Source organism: Sphaerisporangium sp. TRM90804 (assembly GCF_029846175.1).
GTDB lineage: Bacteria > Actinomycetota > Actinomycetes > Streptosporangiales > Streptosporangiaceae > Sphaerisporangium.
The window spans coordinates 1-16,419 of sequence record NZ_JARWAC010000037.1; the positions used below are offsets into that span (position 1 = coordinate 1).

Here is a 16,419-nt window from a genome sequence, read left to right on the forward strand (position 1 = left end):
GACTTGAAGTCGCGGACCATGTTGTACACGCCCTGGGTCTTGGCCCAGGTCCAGTTGTCGATGTTGTAGTCGTTGTAGCAGAGCTTGGCGGCCGGGTCGGCGGCGCGCGCGGTGCGGAAGGCGACCTCGATCCAGTCGTTGCCGGTGCGCTGCAGGTTGGAGTCGCGCCGCCCACCGGAGTTGCCGTCGGCGAAGGCCTCGTTGACCACGTCCCAGGCGTAGATCTTGCCGCGGTAGTGGGCCATGACGCCGTTGATGTGGTCGTTCATCGCCTGGCGCAGCGAGCTGCCCGACAGCGACTGCATCCACCCGGGCTGCTGGGAGTGCCAGGCCAGGGTGTGGCCGCGTACCCGCTTGCCGTTCTGGACGGCCCAGTTGTAGACCCGGTCGGCGTTGGTGAAGTTGAACTGCCCGCGGTTGGGCTCGGTGGCGTCGATCTTCATCTCGTTCTCGGCCGTCACCATGTTGAACTCGCGGTTCGCGATGGTGGTGTACTGCGAGTCGCCGAGCTTGCCGGCGCTGATGGCGGTGCCGAAGTACCGCCCGCTCTGCGCGGCCGCCGCGCCGAGCGTGCTCGCCGCGGCGTTGACGGAGGTCGGGACCGTCAGCACCGAGATCACGCCCACCACGCCGACGGCGCCGGCGATCAGGGCCCGCCGGAAGACGTTGGGGGGCCGCCTGGTGCCGGGCGGGGGTATGTCGTTCGTGCCCATGTCTGAGCCTCCATAGGTGCAGCAACGGGAAAGACGGAAGCGGAGAGATGCCGGGACGCCTCGCAGGACCGATGCCGCGCCCCGTCGTCGGGGAACGCGCATCGCCGAGGTGTCGCGGACGGCGGCCCCTGCCCGGACCACCGACCTGACACGGCGACCGCCTAGGGCTCAGTGTGGAAATCATTACGAAACATGTCAAGCAGATCCGGAAACTTTCACCCCATCCACTGCCGTAACCCCCGCCCACCTGCTCCCATGTCGCTGAACACCCTCCGAAAGTTTCGGCCTCTTCTCCTTTCCATGGAACATTTCATTGAAATTTTCATTTCATCTCCATCACCGGCGGATGGCGGCACCCCATGAACCCAGGTGAGCCACTCGCCGCCGGCGGCCCCCCGCGCCGCCGGGCGTTCCGCTCTTGACGGCCCCTCGTCGCCTCATGTTTGCTCCGCTCTACCACCGCGACATTCGGCAGACTTCGGCAGAGGAGGAGAGCACCGACGAGGAGACTCAGGCCGGCCGTCATCAGAGCGAGCGGGCTCGTGATGACAGGCGCGGCAAAGGAATGAGGCGCGCCGATGAAGCAGTTCTCCCATTCCGGGATGAACCCGCCACCTCGCCGGCGACCCCTGGCCGTGAAGGCCGAACAGGCCGCCGTCGACACCGGCCCCCGCTACGCGGGGCCGGCACCTGCGCCTGTCGAGACGGCGGCCCCTCTCCGTCCGCGCCTCACCCGCGCTCGCCCCGGAGAACCCCGCTGACATGCCCGTCGACCGTGGAAAGCATCGCGCCGAAGGCGCCGCCGCCCAGCTCGACGACCCGCCCGGGGCCCTGGGCGCCGAAACCGACCTCGACGAGGTACCTCCCGTAGCGCGCGCGGAACGTCCACCGGGAGCACCCTGTGCTGAGGTCGAGCGGTGACCGGAGGCAGGCGACGTTGAAGGCGTCCGCCCGCAGCGGCGGCCTTTCGTACGGTTCGGGCGTGAGCCTGCCCATGTCGGGGTCGTTGTACGTCCTGCCATGGGGGGCGAGGCCGTACTCTCGCCTCGCCGTCTCGGTGGAGGGGTAGTCGAGGACCATCTGCGCGAAGGCCGGCCCGCTCTCCGACGGCCCCCAGGTTCTGAGGGCGAAGCCCTCCGCCCCGAAGAGGCGGGGAAACGGCGGCACGGTGACGTCCTTCTGCACCGCCGTGTACCCGGTGCTCGTCACGGAGCTCGGCAGGCCGGCCCCGCCGACGAGCAGCGAGACCGGAGGCACGTCCCTCGGCCTGCCGCGCCGGCGCCCTCCGTCCACAGGCGAGTGACGCCGAACGCGCCCAGCGCGACGGCCAGGATGGCCCCGGCCGAGGCGGCCAGGGCGGTACGTGACGTCACTGCTTCCTCACCCCGTCGCGCGTTGAACAGAACGCGGATCGATCGACCTGCCGCGGCGCCTCCTTGTAGGCGTCCGCCTTCGCGAGACTGCCGGAGACCGCTCGACATGTGAAGACGCGGAACCTCGCGCCGGTGGCCGCCGCCGCGGCGGGTACACGTCAGGCCGCTGCGTCGTAGGGTGAACGTCGTACGCGGTGGAAGGGGTACAGGGTGGCCGGGACGGCGCTGAGCGGGACGACGGTGGCCGAGGTGATGGCCGAGCTGGCCGGGCTCCAGGACCCCAAGGTGCGCGCGGTGAACGAGAGACACGGTGACGATCACGGTGTGAACCTCGGCAACCTGCGCGCTCTCGCGAAGCGGCTCAAGACGCGGCAGGAGCTCGCGTGCGGGCTCTGGGAGACGGGTGACACGGCGGCGAGACTGCTGGCGATGCTCATCTGCCGCCCCAAGGCGTTCGAGCGTGACGAGTTGGACGTCATGGTGCGCGAGGCGCGCGCACCCAAGGTGCACGACTGGCTCGTGAACTACGTGGTGAAGAAGAGCCCGCACTCCGAAGAGCTGCGCCTGGCCTGGGCCGCCGATTCCGATCCGGTGGTCGCGAGCGCCGGATGGGCGCTGACCACCGAGCGCGTGACGAAGAAGCCCGAGGTCCTCGACCTCGCGGGGCTGCTCGACGTCATCGAGGCGGAGATGAAGGACGCCCCTGATCGCCTGCAGTGGGCGATGAACCACTGCCTGGCCCAGATCGGGATCGAGCACCCCGGGCACCGCGCCCGCGCGATCGACATCGGCGAGCGCCTGGGGGTGCTCAAGGACTACCCGACCTCCCCCGGCTGCACGTCTCCGTTCGCGCCCGTCTGGATCACCGAGATGGTGCGCCGGCGGCACGACTAGCCGCCGTCGTGCGGTCCGCGCCCGGCGGGCAGGCGCGTGGAGCACGCGCGGCGGGCTCTGCTCAGCGGCCGGCCGAGGTGGCCACGAGCGTGGGATTCCATGACCAGGCGCACCTGACCCGGCGTCGGCACCGCACCCGCCCGCTACGCCTCCCGCGCCTGACGGGAGGAACCTGGTATCTCGGCGCCCGGGAGCGGGCGGCGTCGGGGGAGCCACGCGGGCGGGGCGACGTGGGGGACACGCGCCGCGTGAAGCCGGTCGGCGGCGCTGAACGATTCATCCGCCGGCCGCCAGGCGCGCCCTTCCCGGACCTCGAATGTGAGCGCCAACATTCGCGGGCGGGAGCCGGCCCGGACGAAGGGCGAGGGGCGCGACGCGCTGTTCGCGACCCTGACGAAGTGGCGGGGGAGTGGTGCTCGCGATCAGTGTGAGCGATCACATCCGACAGGTCAATGCTCCCGGGGCTCGGCGGAGTCGCGGTCGGATTTCTGGTGTCCCCTGTTGACATCGCTGATGGCTACGTAAACACTCGCTGGAAACATGGCGGAAACATCACCACGACGCTCGTCCTGGCTCGCGGAGGATTCCGTCCGGCTTGCCCCTGACCGACCGGCATAGTTGTTAGCGTTAACAATAGCGTCAGATGTGGAGGGCCGGCCCCGGCTGAAGTCGTACGACCCCCGACCGTCACATCGCGCGCGCACCACGTGCCGCGCGTCGGCTCCGGCTCCCCGGGCCGGCGGGGCGCCACCTCCCACCTCACGTACCAGGAGGCCGACAGACGATGAGAACCCTCTTGTGCCGGGTCGCCGCCGCCCTGCTGATCGCCGGCGCCCTCGTCGCCCAGCCCGCGGCGCCCGCCCAGGCCGCTCCGGGCACGATCACCAACGGGACGCAGTTCCGCGACACGGCCGGGAACGTGTTGCACGCGCACGGCGGCGGGGTCCTGAAGGTGGGCGCCTACTACTACTGGTTCGGCGAGAACCGCAACGCCGACAACACGTTCCGCGCCGTCTCCGTCTACCGGTCGACCGACCTGCTGAACTGGGAGTTCCGGCGGGACGTCCTCACGCGTACGTCCAGCGCCGAGCTGAACCTCTCCAACATCGAACGGCCGAAGGTCATCTACAACAGCTCCACCGGCCGCTACGTGATGTGGATGCACAAGGAGAACGGGCGGGACTACGGCGAGGCGCGTGCCGCCGTCGCCTCGTCGGCGACCGTCGACGGCGACTACGCCTACCACGGCAGCTTCCGCCCGCTGGGCCACATGTCGCGTGACATCACACTCTTCAACGACGCGGGCACGGCGTACATGATCTCGGCGGCGGACGAGAACTACGACCTGCACATCTACCGGCTCACCGCCGACTACCTGAACGTCGCCTCGCTGGTCGGCAACTTCTGGAACGACGCCCACCGCGAGGCCCCCGCGATGTTCAAGCGGGGCTCGACGTACTTCCTGCTGACGTCCGGGGCCACCGGCTGGAACCCGAACCAGGCGAAGTACGCGACGGCCACCGGCGTCTCCGGCCCGTGGAGCGGATGGACCAACGTCGGCGACGGCACGACCTTCGGCTCCCAACCGGCCTACGTCCTGCCGGTGCAGGGCACCTCGACGACGAGCTACCTGTACATGGGCGACCGGTGGGCGGGCGCGTGGGGCGGCCCCGTGGGCGACTCCCAGTACGTGTGGCTGCCGATCACGTTCCCGTCCGCGACGAGCATGAGCCTGAGCTGGCACCCGCAGGTCACGATCGACGCCGCCACCGGCGTGGTCACGGGCTCCGGCGCGGCGCCGTCGTACCGGGTCACGGCCCGGCACAGCGGCAAGGTGATGGACGTCGTCAGCGCGTCCATGGCCGACAACGCCGAGGTGAAGCAGTACCCGTGGAACGGCGGCGGCAACCAGAAGTGGCAGTTCCAGGACGCGGGCGGCGGCTACCTCCGGCTGGTGAGCCAGAACAGCGGCAAATGCCTGGACGTCGCCGGAGGCTCGACCGCCGACGGCGCGAACGTCATCCAGTACACGTGCGGCGGGGGCGCCAACCAGCAGTGGCAGTGGGCCGCGACCGGCGACCACTTCCTCTTGAGAGCACGCCACAGCGGAAAGTGTCTCGACGTCGTCAACGCCTCGAGCGCCGACGGAGCCGACATCCAGCAGTACACCTGCGGCGGCGGCGCCAACCAGCAGTGGACCCGCACCTCATCCTGACCATCCGCACACCGCTACGCGCAGCCGGCGGACGCCGGAACCCGCAAGGAGACCCTTTGATGAGTCATCAGCCGCCGTCGCGAGGAGACCGCCTGCCCGCCGCCGTGCGCGGGCCCGCCCCCGGCGGCGTCGCACGCGTGCTCGGCGTGCTCGGCCTGCTCGTCGCCGCGCTGCTCGGCGTGCTCGCCGTCCCCGCCCAGGCGAGCCCCGCCGTGCAGTACACCAACCCGATCGCCGCCCAGCGCGCCGACCCGCACGTCTTCCGGCACACCGACGGCTACTACTACCTCACCGCCACGGTCCCGGCCTACGACCGGATCGTGCTGCGCCGGGCCACCACCCTGCAGGGGCTGGCGAGCGCGCCGGAGACCACCATCTGGCAGCGGCACACCAGCGGCGACATGGGCGCGCACATCTGGGCTCCGGAGATCCACTTCATCAACGGCCGGTGGTACGTGTACTTCGCCGCGGCGCCCGCGAACGACGTGTGGCGGATCCGCATGTGGGTGCTGGAGAGCACGGCGGCCAACCCGCTCACCGGCTCCTGGACCGAGCGCGGCCGGATCGTCACCCCGTGGGACACCTTCTCGCTGGACGCCACCACGTTCGTCGCCAACGGCGTGCGCTACCTGCTGTGGGCGCAGGCCGAGCCGGGCATCGCCACGAACACCAACCTGTACATCGCGCGCATGGGCGCCGATCCGTGGACCATCACCGGCGCGACCACCCGGCTGACCGTGCCGACGCTGGCCTGGGAGACGCGAGGGCACGCGGTGGCCGAGGGCCCGGCGGTGATCCAGCGGAACGGGCGCATCTTCCTCACGTACTCGGCGAGCGCCACCGACGCCAACTACTGCCTGGGCATGCTCACCGCGTCGGCGTCGGCCAACCCGCTCAGCGCGTCGTCGTGGACCAAGAGCCAGACGCCGGTGTTCGCCAGCAACGCGGCGACCAGCCAGTACGGGCCCGGCCACAACTCGTTCACGGTGTCGGAGGACGGGCAGAGCGACATCCTCGTCTACCACGACCGCAGCTACCAGAACATCTCCGGCGACCCGCTCAACGACCCCAACCGGCGCACCCGCTTCCAGAAGCTGTACTGGAAGAGCGACGGCACCCCCGACTTCGGCATCCCGGTGCCCGACGGCGTGACGCCGGTCCGGCTGAAGTCGTACAACGTGCCGACCAGGTTCGTCCGGCACTACGACTACAAGGCCCGGCTCGACGCGGACGTGGCCCCGCTCGCCGACTCGCAGTTCCGGATCGTGCCCGGCCTGGCCGGCGGCGGCACCGTCTCGCTGGAGTCGACCAACTACCCCGGCTACTACCTGCGGCACAGCTACTACCTCGCCCGGGTCGACCGCAACGACGGCAGCGCGCTGTTCGCCGCCGACGCCAGCTTCACCCGGCGCGCCGGGCTGGCCTCCGCGAGCGGCGTCTCGTTCGAGTCCGCCAACCTGCCCGGTTACTACCTGCGGCACAGCGACTACCAGCTCCGGGTGGATCCCACCGGAACCGGCACCTTCGCGGCCGACGCCACCTTCATCCTGGAATGAGGTGGGCGCCCGGCGGGCTCGGATCGAGGTCGGCTTCTCGTCTCCCTCATCCCCGTTCGGGCGCCCACGACGGTGATCCCCGGCAAGGGTGGCCCCGTCCGGACGTCGCCTGGATACCGGGGAGTAACTTAGGTGGGGACAGAGTCCGTGCCCGCGCCGTGGTGGCCGGTCGTCCGATGGCCGACCGGCGGCCGCCGTCGTGCAGGCGGATGGCGCGGCCGGATCCCAAGCATGGGGAACAGTCGGGAGCCGTAGTCATGGCCGAATCGCACAGCCCCGCCGACGACATCGTCTACGACCTGGTCAGCATCCAGTACCACGCGCTCAAGGGCGCTCAGGTGTACGGGCAGTACCGCAAGGACGCCGAGGGCCACGACGACGTCGTGGCGTTCATCGAGCAGGTGCACGAGGAGGACACCCGCCGAGCCGAGCGCGCCCACGAGCTGCTGGGCAAGCTCACCGCGCAACGCGGCGGCCGCATCGGCTGACCCGTTCGCCGAGCCGGCCCGCGGCCCACGCGGCCTCGCCTGGGCTCGGGCGCCTGGGCCGGCGCCTGGGCCGGCTCCTGGGTTGGGCGGGGGCCTGGTGGGTAGATGCGGCCGGCATGACGGAGTATGGAATCCACGCCTCCCATGAGCAGATCCCGCCCGACGGGCTTCTCGCCGCGATGATCGCGGCCGAACGCGCCGGCTTCGAGACCGCCATGTGTTCCGACCACTTCTCCCCGTGGAGCGAGCGGCAGGGGCAGTCCGCCTTCGCCTGGTCCTGGCTCGGCGCTGCCCTGCAGGCGACCGGGCTCACCTTCGGGGTCGTGAACGCGCCGGGGCAGCGGTACCACCCGGCGATCATCGCCCAGGCGATCGGGACTCTCGGTGCGATGTTCCCGGGGCGGTTCTGGGCCGCGCTGGGCAGCGGTGAGTACAGCAACGAGCACATCACCGGCGGGCCGTGGCCGCGCAAGGAGGTGCGCGACGCCCGGCTGCTGGAGTGCGTCGACGTCATCCGCAGGCTGCTCGACGGCGAGGAGGTCACCCGCGACGGCCTGGTGACCGTGGACCGCGCCCGGCTGTGGACCCGCCCGGCGACGCCGCCGCCCCTGATCGGCGCGGCGGTGAGCACCACCACGGCGGCCCGGTGCGCGCAGTGGGCGGACGGCATGGTCACGGTCAACGCCCCCGAGGACCACCTGCGCCAGATGATCGCGGCCTACCGTGACGCGGGGGGACGCGGACCGGTCTGCCTGCAGGTCCACCTGAGCTGGGCGCCGACGGAGCGGGAGGCGGAGACCATCGCCCACGACCAGTGGCGCAGCAACGTCTTCCGCCCGCCGATCTGCTGGGACCTGGAGATGGTGGAGCACTTCGACGTGGTCTCCGAGCACGTGACCGTGGAGCAGGTGCGCGGCGTCGTCAACGTCTCCGCCGACCTCGACCGGCACGTCGAATGGCTGCGCGGCTACGCGGCCCTGGGCTTCGACCGCATCTACCTGCACCACGTCGGCCAGGACCTGTCGCCGTTCATCGACACCTTCGGCGCCAAGGTGCTGCCCGCGCTGCGCTAGGCGCGCTGATCCGGCCGCGCCGCGGGCATCATCGCGGCGCGGCCCGCCACGGGGAGGCGCGGCCGGCGCCGGGTGGCTTTGCGTCGCCGGGGGCGGCGGCCTACGGTGCGACTATGGCCACTGAAGCGGAACACCGGCGGGTCGGGCCCGAGTGCGGGAGGTTGCTGCTGCGGACGTCGCGGGCCGGGGTGGCCGCTCAGGCCGGGCACGACCTCACGCTTGAGGTGACGCGGTGGTCGGGCGACGTCGTGCTCGCCGGCGACTCCGCGGCCGGCACGGTGACGGTCACGGCCTTCACCGGCTCGCTGCGCGTGCTGGAGGGCACCGGCGGCGTCAAGCCGCTGTCCGAGCGCGACCGGCGCGACATCGTGCAGAACGCGCGGCGGCTGCTGGACGCCGACCGCCGGCCCGAGGCCGAGTTCACCGGCACCGGGATCGTCACCGACGACGACGGCGGCGGGGTCGTGGACGGCACCCTGACCCTGCTCGGCCGGCGGCACCCGCTGCGGCTGCGGGTGACCCGGCTGGAGGACGGCCGCTACCGGGCCACCGGCACCATCGTGCAGTCGCAGTACGGCGTGCGGCCGTACACCGCCTTCTTCGGCGCGCTCAAGCTGGCCGACCCTGTGGCGGTGGAGGCCGAGGTCGACCTGCCCGAGCCCCTGGGGCCGGGCGCCTGACCCCGCCCGCCCGGGGTGCCGGGACGGCCGCGCGGGCGGTTGGGACCATGCCGTGACCACTTGGGCGGTGAAACGACTTCGCGGGACGCTACCGTTTGCGGAGTGGAGGAGATCGACCGCCGGATCGTCACGCTGCTGGCCGCTGACGGGCGCATGAGCTTCACCGACCTGGCCAAGGAGACCGGCCTGTCGGTGTCCGCGGTCCACCAGAGGGTGCGGCGCCTGGAGAAGCGCGGCGTCATCCGGGGATACGCCGCGCTGGTCGACCACGACGCCATCGGCCTCGCGCTCACCGCCTTCGTCTCCATCAAGCCGATCGACCCCTCCGCGCCCGACGACGCCCCCGAGAAGCTCCAGCACCTGACCGCCATCGAGGCGTGCCACAGCGTCGCCGGCGACGAGAGCTACATCCTGAAGGTGCGCGTGCGCAACCCGAACGCGCTGGAGCACCTGCTCCAGCAGATCCGTGCCCTGGCGAACGTCTCCACCCGCACCACCATCGTGCTGAGCACCCCGTACGAGCACCGCACCCCCGACCTCACGACCGGCACCCCGTAGCCCGGCGGGCCGGTCAGGCGGGGGAGACGGCCCCGGCGAAGGTCGCGCGCAGGCGGGCGGTGGCGGCGGGGCCGGCGCCCAGGTGGTCCAGCCCGAGCAGGGCGGCGCCGACGACGGGCGGCACGTCGGCGATCACCAGCTCGGCGTGCGGGGCCAGTTCCGCGTAGCGCTTCTCCACCAGGGAGGTGAGCAGCGGGTGGCGGGCGGTGAGCACGCCGCCGCCGAGCACGACCTCGCACGAACTCTCCACCAGCCGCAGGCGGCGCAGCGCGACCACGCCCATGAGGGCCACCTCCTCGGCCTGGCGTTCCACCAGGGAGCGGGCGACGGCGTCCCCGTCGGCCGCCGTCGCGAGCAGGGCGGGGACCAGGGCGTGCAGCCGTTCGCCCGGCAGCTCGCCGAAGTGCAGGCCGAGGACGACCTCCTCGGCCAGGCGGGTGCCGAAGCACCGGCGCACGACGTCCAGCAGGGCGGTGGCCGGGCCCCGGCCGTCCTCGGCGCGCACCGCGTGCCAGAGCACCTCCTCGCCGAGCCCGCCGCCGCCGCCCCAGTCGCCGCTGAGTCTGCCCAGCGCGGGGAACCGGGCGACCTCGCCGGTGGGGGACACCCCGACCGCGTTGATCCCCGCCCCGCACACGACGGCGACGCCCCACGGCCGCGAGGCCCCGGCGCGCAGCAGCGCGAAGGTGTCGTTGCCCACCACGGCCTCCCGGCCGTACCGGCGGGCCATGATCTCCTCGCGGAGCCGGTCCTCCTCGATCGGCAGGTCGGCGCCGGCCACGTACGCCGCGACGCGGTCGGCGAACGGCGGCCCGGCCGCGGGGCCGAGCGCGCGCCGCGCGGTCTCGCCGATGACGTCGACGGCCGCGCCCACCCCCAGGCTCTGCGGCAGGAACGGCCCGCCCCGGCCGCGGGCCAGGACGGTGCCGTCCTCGGCGACCAGGGCGACGTCGGTCTTGCTGTTCCCCCCGTCGACGGCGAGGACCGTTCTCACGCCTCCACCGCCCCGTCGCCGGCCCAGGGGAGGTACCGGCGGTTGGCGGCCACCAGCCGCTCGGCCAGCTCCCTGGAGACCGACGCCTGGCCGATCAGCGGGTGGGCCAGCAGCGCGTCGGCGACCCGGTCGGCGCCGCCGTGCAGCGCCGCCTGTAGGGCCAGGTCCTCGTAGGCGGAGACGTGCGCGATGAGCCCGGCGTACAGGGGGTGCACCGGGTCGACCGGCAGCGGCGCGGCGCCGGAGGCGCCGATCCGCGCCGGCACCTCGATCACCGCGTCGTCGGCCAGGAACGGCAGGGTGCCGTCGTTGCGCACGTTGACGACCTGGGTGTCGCCCCGGTCGCCCGCCAGGGACGCGATCAGCGCGACCGCCGCCTCCGAGTAGTACGCGCCGCCCCGCCTTTCCAGCAGCTTCGGCTTGGTGTCGACCGACGGGTCGGCGTACAGGGTGAGCAGCGACTCCTCCATGGCGGCGACCTCGGCGGCCCGGGAGGGCTTGGTGCGCTGCTCGGCCACCACGGCGTCGTGCTCGTAGAAGTAGCGCAGGTAGTACGAGGGCACGACGCCCAGGCGGCGCACCAGGGCCGCCGGCAGGCCGATGTCGGCGGCGATCTTCTCGCCGTGCTCGGCCAGCAGCCGGGGCAGCACGTCTTCGCCGTCGAGGTACACGGCCCGCTCCCAGGTGAGGTGGTTGAGCCCGACGTGGCCGAGCGAGATCCGGCCCGGGTCCACGCCCAGGTGGCGGGCGAAGCGCCGCTGGAAGCCGATGGCCACGTTGCACAGGCCGATCGCGCGGTGCCCCGCCCGCAGCAGCGCCCGGGTGACGATGCCGACCGGGTTGGTGAAGTCGACGATCCAGGCGTCCGGCGCGACCTTCGCCGCGCGCTCGGCGATGTCCAGGACGACCGGCACGGTGCGCAGCGCCTTTGCCAGCCCGCCCGCCCCGGTCGTCTCCTGGCCGACGCAGCCGCAGGCCAGCGGCAGGGTCTCGTCGACGTTGCGTGCGGCCTGCCCGCCCACCCGCAGCTGCAGCAGCACGGCCTGCGCGCCGGCCGCCCCCTCCTCGATGGTGGTGGCCGTGCTCACCGCCGCGGGATGCCCGGCGCGGGCGAACATGCGCGAGGCCATCGCCGACACCAGCGACAGGCGCCGCTCGTCGGGATCGATCAGCGTGAGCTCCGACAGCGGCAGCTCCTCGCGCAATCGGGCGAAACCGTCGACCAGCTCCGGCGTGTAGGTGGAGCCGCCCCCCACAACGGCCAGCTTCATCACTTGACTCCCGTCAGCTTGACGCCCTCGATGAACGCCTTCTGGGCGAAGAAGAACACGACGATCACCGGTGCCATGGCCAGCAGGGTGGCGGCCATGGTGAGGTTCCACTGGACCCGGTGCACGGTTTTGAAGGATGCCAGGCCCAGCGACAGCGTCCAGTGGGAGGGGTCGGTTCCCGCGTACAGCAGAGGCCCGTAGTAGTCGTTCCAGCAGTAGAAGAACTGGAACAGCGCGACGGCGGCGATGGCGGGCCTGGCCATCGGCAGGATCACCCGCAGCAGTGTGCGCAGCTCGCCGCAGCCGTCCACGCGCGCGGCGTCGGAGTACTCCCGGGGGATGGTGACCAGGAACTGCCGCAGCAGGAAGATCGAGAACGCGTCGCCGAGCAGCATGGGCAGGATCAGCGGCCACAGGGTGCCGGTCAGGTCGAACCGGGCCCAGACGAGGTAGACCGGCACGGCCACGACCTGCGGCGGCAGCATCATGGTGGTGACCACGAGCAGGAACGCCGGCCCGCGGCCGCGAAAGCGCAGGCGCGCCAGCGCGTAGGCCACCGGCACGGACGACAGCAGCATGAACACCGTGGCCAGCCCGGCGTACATCAGCGAGTTGACGATCCAGGTGAGCAGCGGCGCCCGCTGGAAGATGTCGGCGAAGTTGCCCCACTCCCACCGCCGGGGCCACAGCTCGGAGGTGAGCGCCTGCTGGTCGGTCATCACGGCGGTCAGCGCGATGAACGCCAGCGGCCCGAGGAACATGAGGGCGGCGGCGACGGCGAGGGCGTGGGTGGCGATCCACGTCAGCGCGGTGCGGCGGCGGCGTGCGCGGGCACTCGCCGTGCGTGCTCCGGGCCGGGTGAGGGTCAGGGTCATGCCTCCTCCTCGGTGAGGCCGCGGAACTGCCGCAGGAGTATCAGGGTGAACACCATCGACACCGCGAACAGGATGAGCGCCAGCACGCAGGCGTATCCCATGGCGAAGTCGCGGAACCCCTGGTGGAAGAGCCATTCGGGGAAGGTGAGCGTCGACCCGTCGGGGTAGCCCGGGACGAACACCGTGCCGGCGGAGTCGGTGGCTCCCGAGGCCACCCGAGAGGCGACCATCGCCTGGGTGAAGTACTGGAGTGTCTGGATGACGCCGGTCACCGCCGCGAACATGACCACCGGCCGGATGACCGGCAGCGTGACGAGGAAGAACTGCTGCCAGGGGCCGGCGCCGTCCAGGGCCGCGGCCTCGTACAGCTGTTTGGGCACGTCGAGCAGCGCGGCCAGGAAGATGACCATCAGGTCGCCGACCGACCACAGCGCGAGCAGGGTGAGCCCGGGCTTGGCCCACGACGGGTCGCCGAACCAGTCGGGGGAGGGCAGGCCAAGGCCCGACAGGATGGCCGGCACCGGCCCGGTCCCGGGGTTGAGCAGGAACACGAACCCCAGCGTCCCGGCGACCAGCGGCACCAGCGACGGCAGGTAGAAGATCGTGCGGAAGAACCCGGTGCCGGCCTTCAGGCGGGTGACGAGCTGGGCCACGCCCAGGCCGAACGCCACCCGCAGCGGCACCATGACCACGACCAGCCACAGCGTGTTCCTGATCGCCGTCCACGCGGCCTCGTCCCGCAGGAGGTAGCGGTAGTTCAGCAGGCCCACCCATTCCAGGGTGAACAGGTCGTAGCGGTGGAAGGAGAAGTAGACCGTCGCGAGCAGCGGGTAGGCGAAGAAGACCGAGAACCCGATCAGCCAGGGGGACAGGAAGAGCAGCGCCGTGAGGCCGCCGCGGTTCCGGCCCCGCAGGCGGGCCGGCGCCGCGCCGCCGCGGCGCCCGAGCGCCGTGGTCGCCATGTGATCAGCCGCCCGCGGTCAGCTTGAGCTTCTCGTTGATGGTCGTGTCGACCTCGGCGAGCAGCTCGTCCAGGTCGGCGGCGCGTCCGGACTCCCACTTGATCTGCGCGTCCGACAGCGTCTGCTGGTTGAACACCGAGTTCAGGTGCGCGGGCAGGGTGCTGCTGGCGGGGTTGGCGAAGATGTCGAGGAAGGTCTGGAAGTTGGGGTCCTTCTTCAGCTTCGGCGACTTCAGCGCCGGCAGCGTGCTGGGCACGTTGCGCAGGGCGTTGGAGAGCGTCACCAGGGCGTCGGTGTCGGTGGTGAGGTACTTCACGAGCTGCCAGGCCGCGTCGGGGTGCTCGGCGCCGCGCGGTATGCCGATGACCGTGCCGGCGATGAACCCGGCCCCGTAGAGCTGGGGCTTGTCGTCGGCGACCGGGAGCGGCGCGGTGCCGTAGTCGAGGCCGGGCGCGTCGTGGGCGATCATCGCGTTGCGCCATTCGCCGTCGACGGCCATGGCGACCTTGCCCTTCATGAAGGGGTTGTCGGCCGACCACTCGTCGCCCAGGCTCTTGCGGAACTTCTCCAGCTTCTCGTGGCCGAACCAGCCGACGAGGTCCTTCTGCCAGTTCATGAGCTGCTTCCACGCCGGGTCGGCGCCGATGGCGGAGGTCCCGTCGGGGTTGATCCACTTGGCGCCGACCATGACGCCGGTGTGGATGGGGGCGTTCTCGTACATCTGGGTCGACGGGACGAAGCCCGCGACCTCGATGTTCCCGTCCTCGTCGCGCACGGTGAGCTTCTTGGCCAGCTCGGCGAGCTCGGAGAGCGTCTTGGGCGGCTGGGCGCCGTCCATCAGCTTCTTGTTGTAGTACAGCCCGTAGGCGTCGGCGAGCATGGGCATGACGCACCGCTTGCCCTCGTACTGCGTGTACTCCGCCACCACCTTGGGGAAGATCGCCTCGTCGACGCCGGAGGCCGCCAGGTAGGGCTTGAGGTCCTGGAAGAGCCCGGTCTTGCAGAAGGTCGCGACGTTGTCGGTGGTGAACGACAGCGCCACGTCCGGCGGGTTGCCGCCGCGGACCGACTGGATGATCTGGTCGTCCTGGATCGCCTTGGTGGTCTTGACGGTGATCCAGGGGTGCGCGGCCCGGAAGCCGGCCAGGGCGTCGTCGAACGCCTTGATCTCGCTGTCGGCGCTGAAACCGTGCCACATGGTGATGGTGACCGGTGTCCGGTCGGGTGTGCTTCCCGCCTGGGGGGCGGCGGGCCGGTTCTCGGTCCCTGCGGTGCAGGCGGCGGCGAGCAGGGCGAGGGCGGCGACGGCCACGGGCAGCAGACGTGATCTCACGGGGTTCCTCCTTCGGGCGGGCGGGGAAGGCGAGGAGCAGTAAAGGGATAAATGGGGATAAAAGGGGCACGGAATGGCGCGGTGAGCCGCCGCGGGGCGCTCACCGTGGTCAGGAGGGCGGAGGCGCGGCGGAGGCCGGGCGGTGCGCGGGCGTCGCCGGCGAGACGGTGGAGCTGAAGACCTCGTCGCGGGCGGTGGCGAGGGCCAGGCCCAGGGCGCCGGTCAGCACCGGGTTGCCGCCGACGGTGGAGACGCGCACGGGCGGCCGGGGGATGGTCAGGGCGTGCAGCTCCTTCTCCACCAGCCGGGCCAGCAGGTCGCCGCCGGCCAGCAGCGTGCCGCCGGTCAGCACCACGATCTCGGGGTCCACGACGGCGGTGATCGGGGCGACGCCCATGGCCACCCGGGCGGCGACCTCGCGCAGCGCCTCGGACGCGCGCTCGGCCCTGACCCCGCCGAGCCCGGCCTCGCGCACGGCCTCCCGCACGGCTTCGGCGGGGCCGCCGCCGCGCAGGCCGTGGGCGCGCAGCACCTTCAGCACGGCGGGGCCGCCGGCCAGGGCCTGGAAGCCGTGGTCGCCCCGCTTGCCGGTCTCCCTGGTGGTGGGGGCGCCGACGGTGGGCATGTACCCGACCTCGCCGGCGCCGCCGGTCGCTCCCCGGTGCAGGCGCCCGCCGAGCACGAGCGCGGCCCCGATGCCGTCCTCGGCCCACAGCAGCACGAAGTCGGCGTGTCCCCGGGCGATGCCGTGGGCCTGCTCGGCCAGGGCGACCAGGTTCACGTCGTTCTCCACGTCCACCGGCACGCCCCCCAGGCCGTCCCGCAGCGTCGCGACCAGGTCGGGGACGTGCCAGCCGGGGATGTGCGCGGCGTAGCCCAGGCGGGCGGTGGCCGGGTTGACCGCGCCCTGGATGCCGATGACCACCCGGTGCAGCGCCGCGGGGTCGACGCCCGCCTGCAGGCACGCGCCGCCGACCGCGGCGCGGACCCGCTCCACCACGTCGCCGGCCGCGCGGCCGGGGGTGGGGAGCCGGAACTCGCCGAGCGTGGCGCCGGTGATGTCGGCGGCCGTGGCCGCGATGCGCGCCGGGGTGACGTCCAGCGCCACGATGTGGGCGGCCGAGGGGTTGATCCGGTACAGCTCCGCGGTGCGGCCGGGCAGCCCCTCGCGGATGCCGTCCAGCACCACCAGCCCGGCCTGCTGCAGCCGCATGAGCAGCTGGGAGGCCGTCGGCTTGGACAGGCCGGTGAGCGCGCCCAGCTCAGGACGCGTCAGGGGGCCGCGCTCCAGCAGGACCCGCAGGGCGGCCTTGTCGTTGATCGCCCGTAGCAGGCTCGGCGTCCCGGGCTGGGTGTTGGCTGTCATGGCTCCCGCCGTCCACGGCGCTGGCACGGCCCGCGGCCGGGACGGGGCGTGTGCCGCACCGTGCCGTT

At 72.0% G+C, this 16,419-nt stretch carries 15 protein-coding genes; 7 read left to right on the forward strand and 8 right to left on the reverse strand.

Annotation, left to right across the window (positions count from 1 at the left end):
* Positions 1–713 (reverse strand): endo-1,4-beta-xylanase (locus PYR91_RS34255; RefSeq protein WP_279786795.1); only part of this gene is annotated, 713 nt, incomplete at its 3' end.
* Between the two features lie 729 nt (positions 714–1,442).
* Entirely contained in the window at positions 1,443–1,970 is a 528-nt protein-coding gene (locus PYR91_RS34260; protein ID WP_279786797.1) for a hypothetical protein, read from the reverse strand.
* Between the two features lie 368 nt (positions 1,971–2,338).
* On the opposite strand from PYR91_RS34260, the gene PYR91_RS34265 reads away from it, so the two are divergent.
* The 7 genes from PYR91_RS34265 to PYR91_RS34295 all read left to right on the forward strand — a co-directional run bounded on the left by PYR91_RS34265 (position 2,339) and on the right by PYR91_RS34295 (position 9,550).
* Positions 2,339–2,980, forward strand: a complete 642-nt coding sequence (locus tag PYR91_RS34265) for a DNA alkylation repair protein (protein WP_279786976.1) — start codon at positions 2,339–2,341, stop codon at positions 2,978–2,980.
* Between the two features lie 784 nt (positions 2,981–3,764).
* Complete coding sequence (locus tag PYR91_RS34270; protein WP_279786799.1) at positions 3,765–5,195, forward strand: RICIN domain-containing protein; 1,431 nt, start codon at positions 3,765–3,767, stop codon at positions 5,193–5,195.
* Between the two features lie 59 nt (positions 5,196–5,254).
* Complete coding sequence (locus PYR91_RS34275) at positions 5,255–6,751, forward strand: family 43 glycosylhydrolase (protein WP_279786800.1); 1,497 nt, start codon at positions 5,255–5,257, stop codon at positions 6,749–6,751.
* A gap of 257 nt (positions 6,752–7,008) precedes the next feature.
* On the forward strand, positions 7,009–7,239 hold the full coding sequence (locus tag PYR91_RS34280; RefSeq protein ID WP_279786802.1) for a hypothetical protein: 231 nt from the start codon (positions 7,009–7,011) through the stop codon (positions 7,237–7,239).
* 116 nt (positions 7,240–7,355) lie between these two features.
* Positions 7,356–8,312: a TIGR03885 family FMN-dependent LLM class oxidoreductase gene (locus PYR91_RS34285; RefSeq protein ID WP_279786804.1), complete on the forward strand. Its 957-nt coding sequence runs from the start codon at positions 7,356–7,358 to the stop codon at positions 8,310–8,312.
* 113 nt (positions 8,313–8,425) lie between these two features.
* Entirely contained in the window at positions 8,426–8,992 is a 567-nt protein-coding gene (locus PYR91_RS34290) for a YceI family protein (protein ID WP_279786806.1), read from the forward strand.
* 102 nt (positions 8,993–9,094) lie between these two features.
* Positions 9,095–9,550: an Lrp/AsnC family transcriptional regulator gene (locus PYR91_RS34295; protein ID WP_279786808.1), complete on the forward strand. Its 456-nt coding sequence runs from the start codon at positions 9,095–9,097 to the stop codon at positions 9,548–9,550.
* A 13-nt stretch (positions 9,551–9,563) separates the two neighbouring features.
* Here PYR91_RS34295 and PYR91_RS34300 read toward each other — a convergent pair whose 3' ends face one another.
* The 6 genes from PYR91_RS34300 to PYR91_RS34325 all read right to left on the reverse strand — a co-directional run bounded on the left by PYR91_RS34300 (position 9,564) and on the right by PYR91_RS34325 (position 16,351).
* Positions 9,564–10,544 carry a BadF/BadG/BcrA/BcrD ATPase family protein gene (locus PYR91_RS34300; protein WP_279786810.1) on the reverse strand — a complete coding sequence of 327 codons (981 nt, stop codon included), beginning with the start codon at positions 10,542–10,544 and terminating at the stop codon, positions 9,564–9,566.
* Complete coding sequence (locus PYR91_RS34305) at positions 10,541–11,815, reverse strand: 6-phospho-beta-glucosidase (protein WP_279786812.1); 1,275 nt, start codon at positions 11,813–11,815, stop codon at positions 10,541–10,543. Before PYR91_RS34305 ends, PYR91_RS34300 begins: the two co-directional genes overlap by 4 nt.
* Complete coding sequence (locus PYR91_RS34310; RefSeq protein WP_279786814.1) at positions 11,815–12,690, reverse strand: carbohydrate ABC transporter permease; 876 nt, start codon at positions 12,688–12,690, stop codon at positions 11,815–11,817. The genes PYR91_RS34305 and PYR91_RS34310 overlap by 1 nt, the downstream gene beginning before the upstream one ends.
* On the reverse strand, positions 12,687–13,652 hold the full coding sequence (locus tag PYR91_RS34315; protein WP_279786815.1) for a sugar ABC transporter permease: 966 nt from the start codon (positions 13,650–13,652) through the stop codon (positions 12,687–12,689). Before PYR91_RS34315 ends, PYR91_RS34310 begins: the two co-directional genes overlap by 4 nt.
* Positions 13,653–13,656: 4 nt before the next feature.
* Entirely contained in the window at positions 13,657–14,985 is a 1,329-nt protein-coding gene (locus PYR91_RS34320) for an ABC transporter substrate-binding protein (protein WP_279786817.1), read from the reverse strand.
* A 109-nt stretch (positions 14,986–15,094) separates the two neighbouring features.
* Positions 15,095–16,351, reverse strand: coding sequence for an ROK family transcriptional regulator (locus tag PYR91_RS34325; RefSeq protein ID WP_279786819.1), 1,257 nt, complete (start codon positions 16,349–16,351; stop codon positions 15,095–15,097).
* Positions 16,352–16,419: the final 68 nt, after the last annotated feature.

Coding starts and splice junctions, on each gene's coding strand:
- PYR91_RS34310 (WP_279786814.1), bottom strand. CDS start 12,690: ATGACCCTGACCCTCACCCGGCCCGGAGCACGCACGGCGAGTGCCCGC.
- PYR91_RS34280 (WP_279786802.1), top strand. CDS start 7,009: ATGGCCGAATCGCACAGCCCCGCCGACGACATCGTCTACGACCTGGTC.
- PYR91_RS34285 (WP_279786804.1), top strand. CDS start 7,356: ATGACGGAGTATGGAATCCACGCCTCCCATGAGCAGATCCCGCCCGAC.
- PYR91_RS34265 (WP_279786976.1), top strand. CDS start 2,339: ATGGCCGAGCTGGCCGGGCTCCAGGACCCCAAGGTGCGCGCGGTGAAC.
- PYR91_RS34315 (WP_279786815.1), bottom strand. CDS start 13,652: ATGGCGACCACGGCGCTCGGGCGCCGCGGCGGCGCGGCGCCGGCCCGC.
- PYR91_RS34325 (WP_279786819.1), bottom strand. CDS start 16,351: ATGACAGCCAACACCCAGCCCGGGACGCCGAGCCTGCTACGGGCGATC.
- PYR91_RS34270 (WP_279786799.1), top strand. CDS start 3,765: ATGAGAACCCTCTTGTGCCGGGTCGCCGCCGCCCTGCTGATCGCCGGC.
- PYR91_RS34275 (WP_279786800.1), top strand. CDS start 5,255: ATGAGTCATCAGCCGCCGTCGCGAGGAGACCGCCTGCCCGCCGCCGTG.
- PYR91_RS34305 (WP_279786812.1), bottom strand. CDS start 11,815: ATGAAGCTGGCCGTTGTGGGGGGCGGCTCCACCTACACGCCGGAGCTG.
- PYR91_RS34290 (WP_279786806.1), top strand. CDS start 8,426: ATGGCCACTGAAGCGGAACACCGGCGGGTCGGGCCCGAGTGCGGGAGG.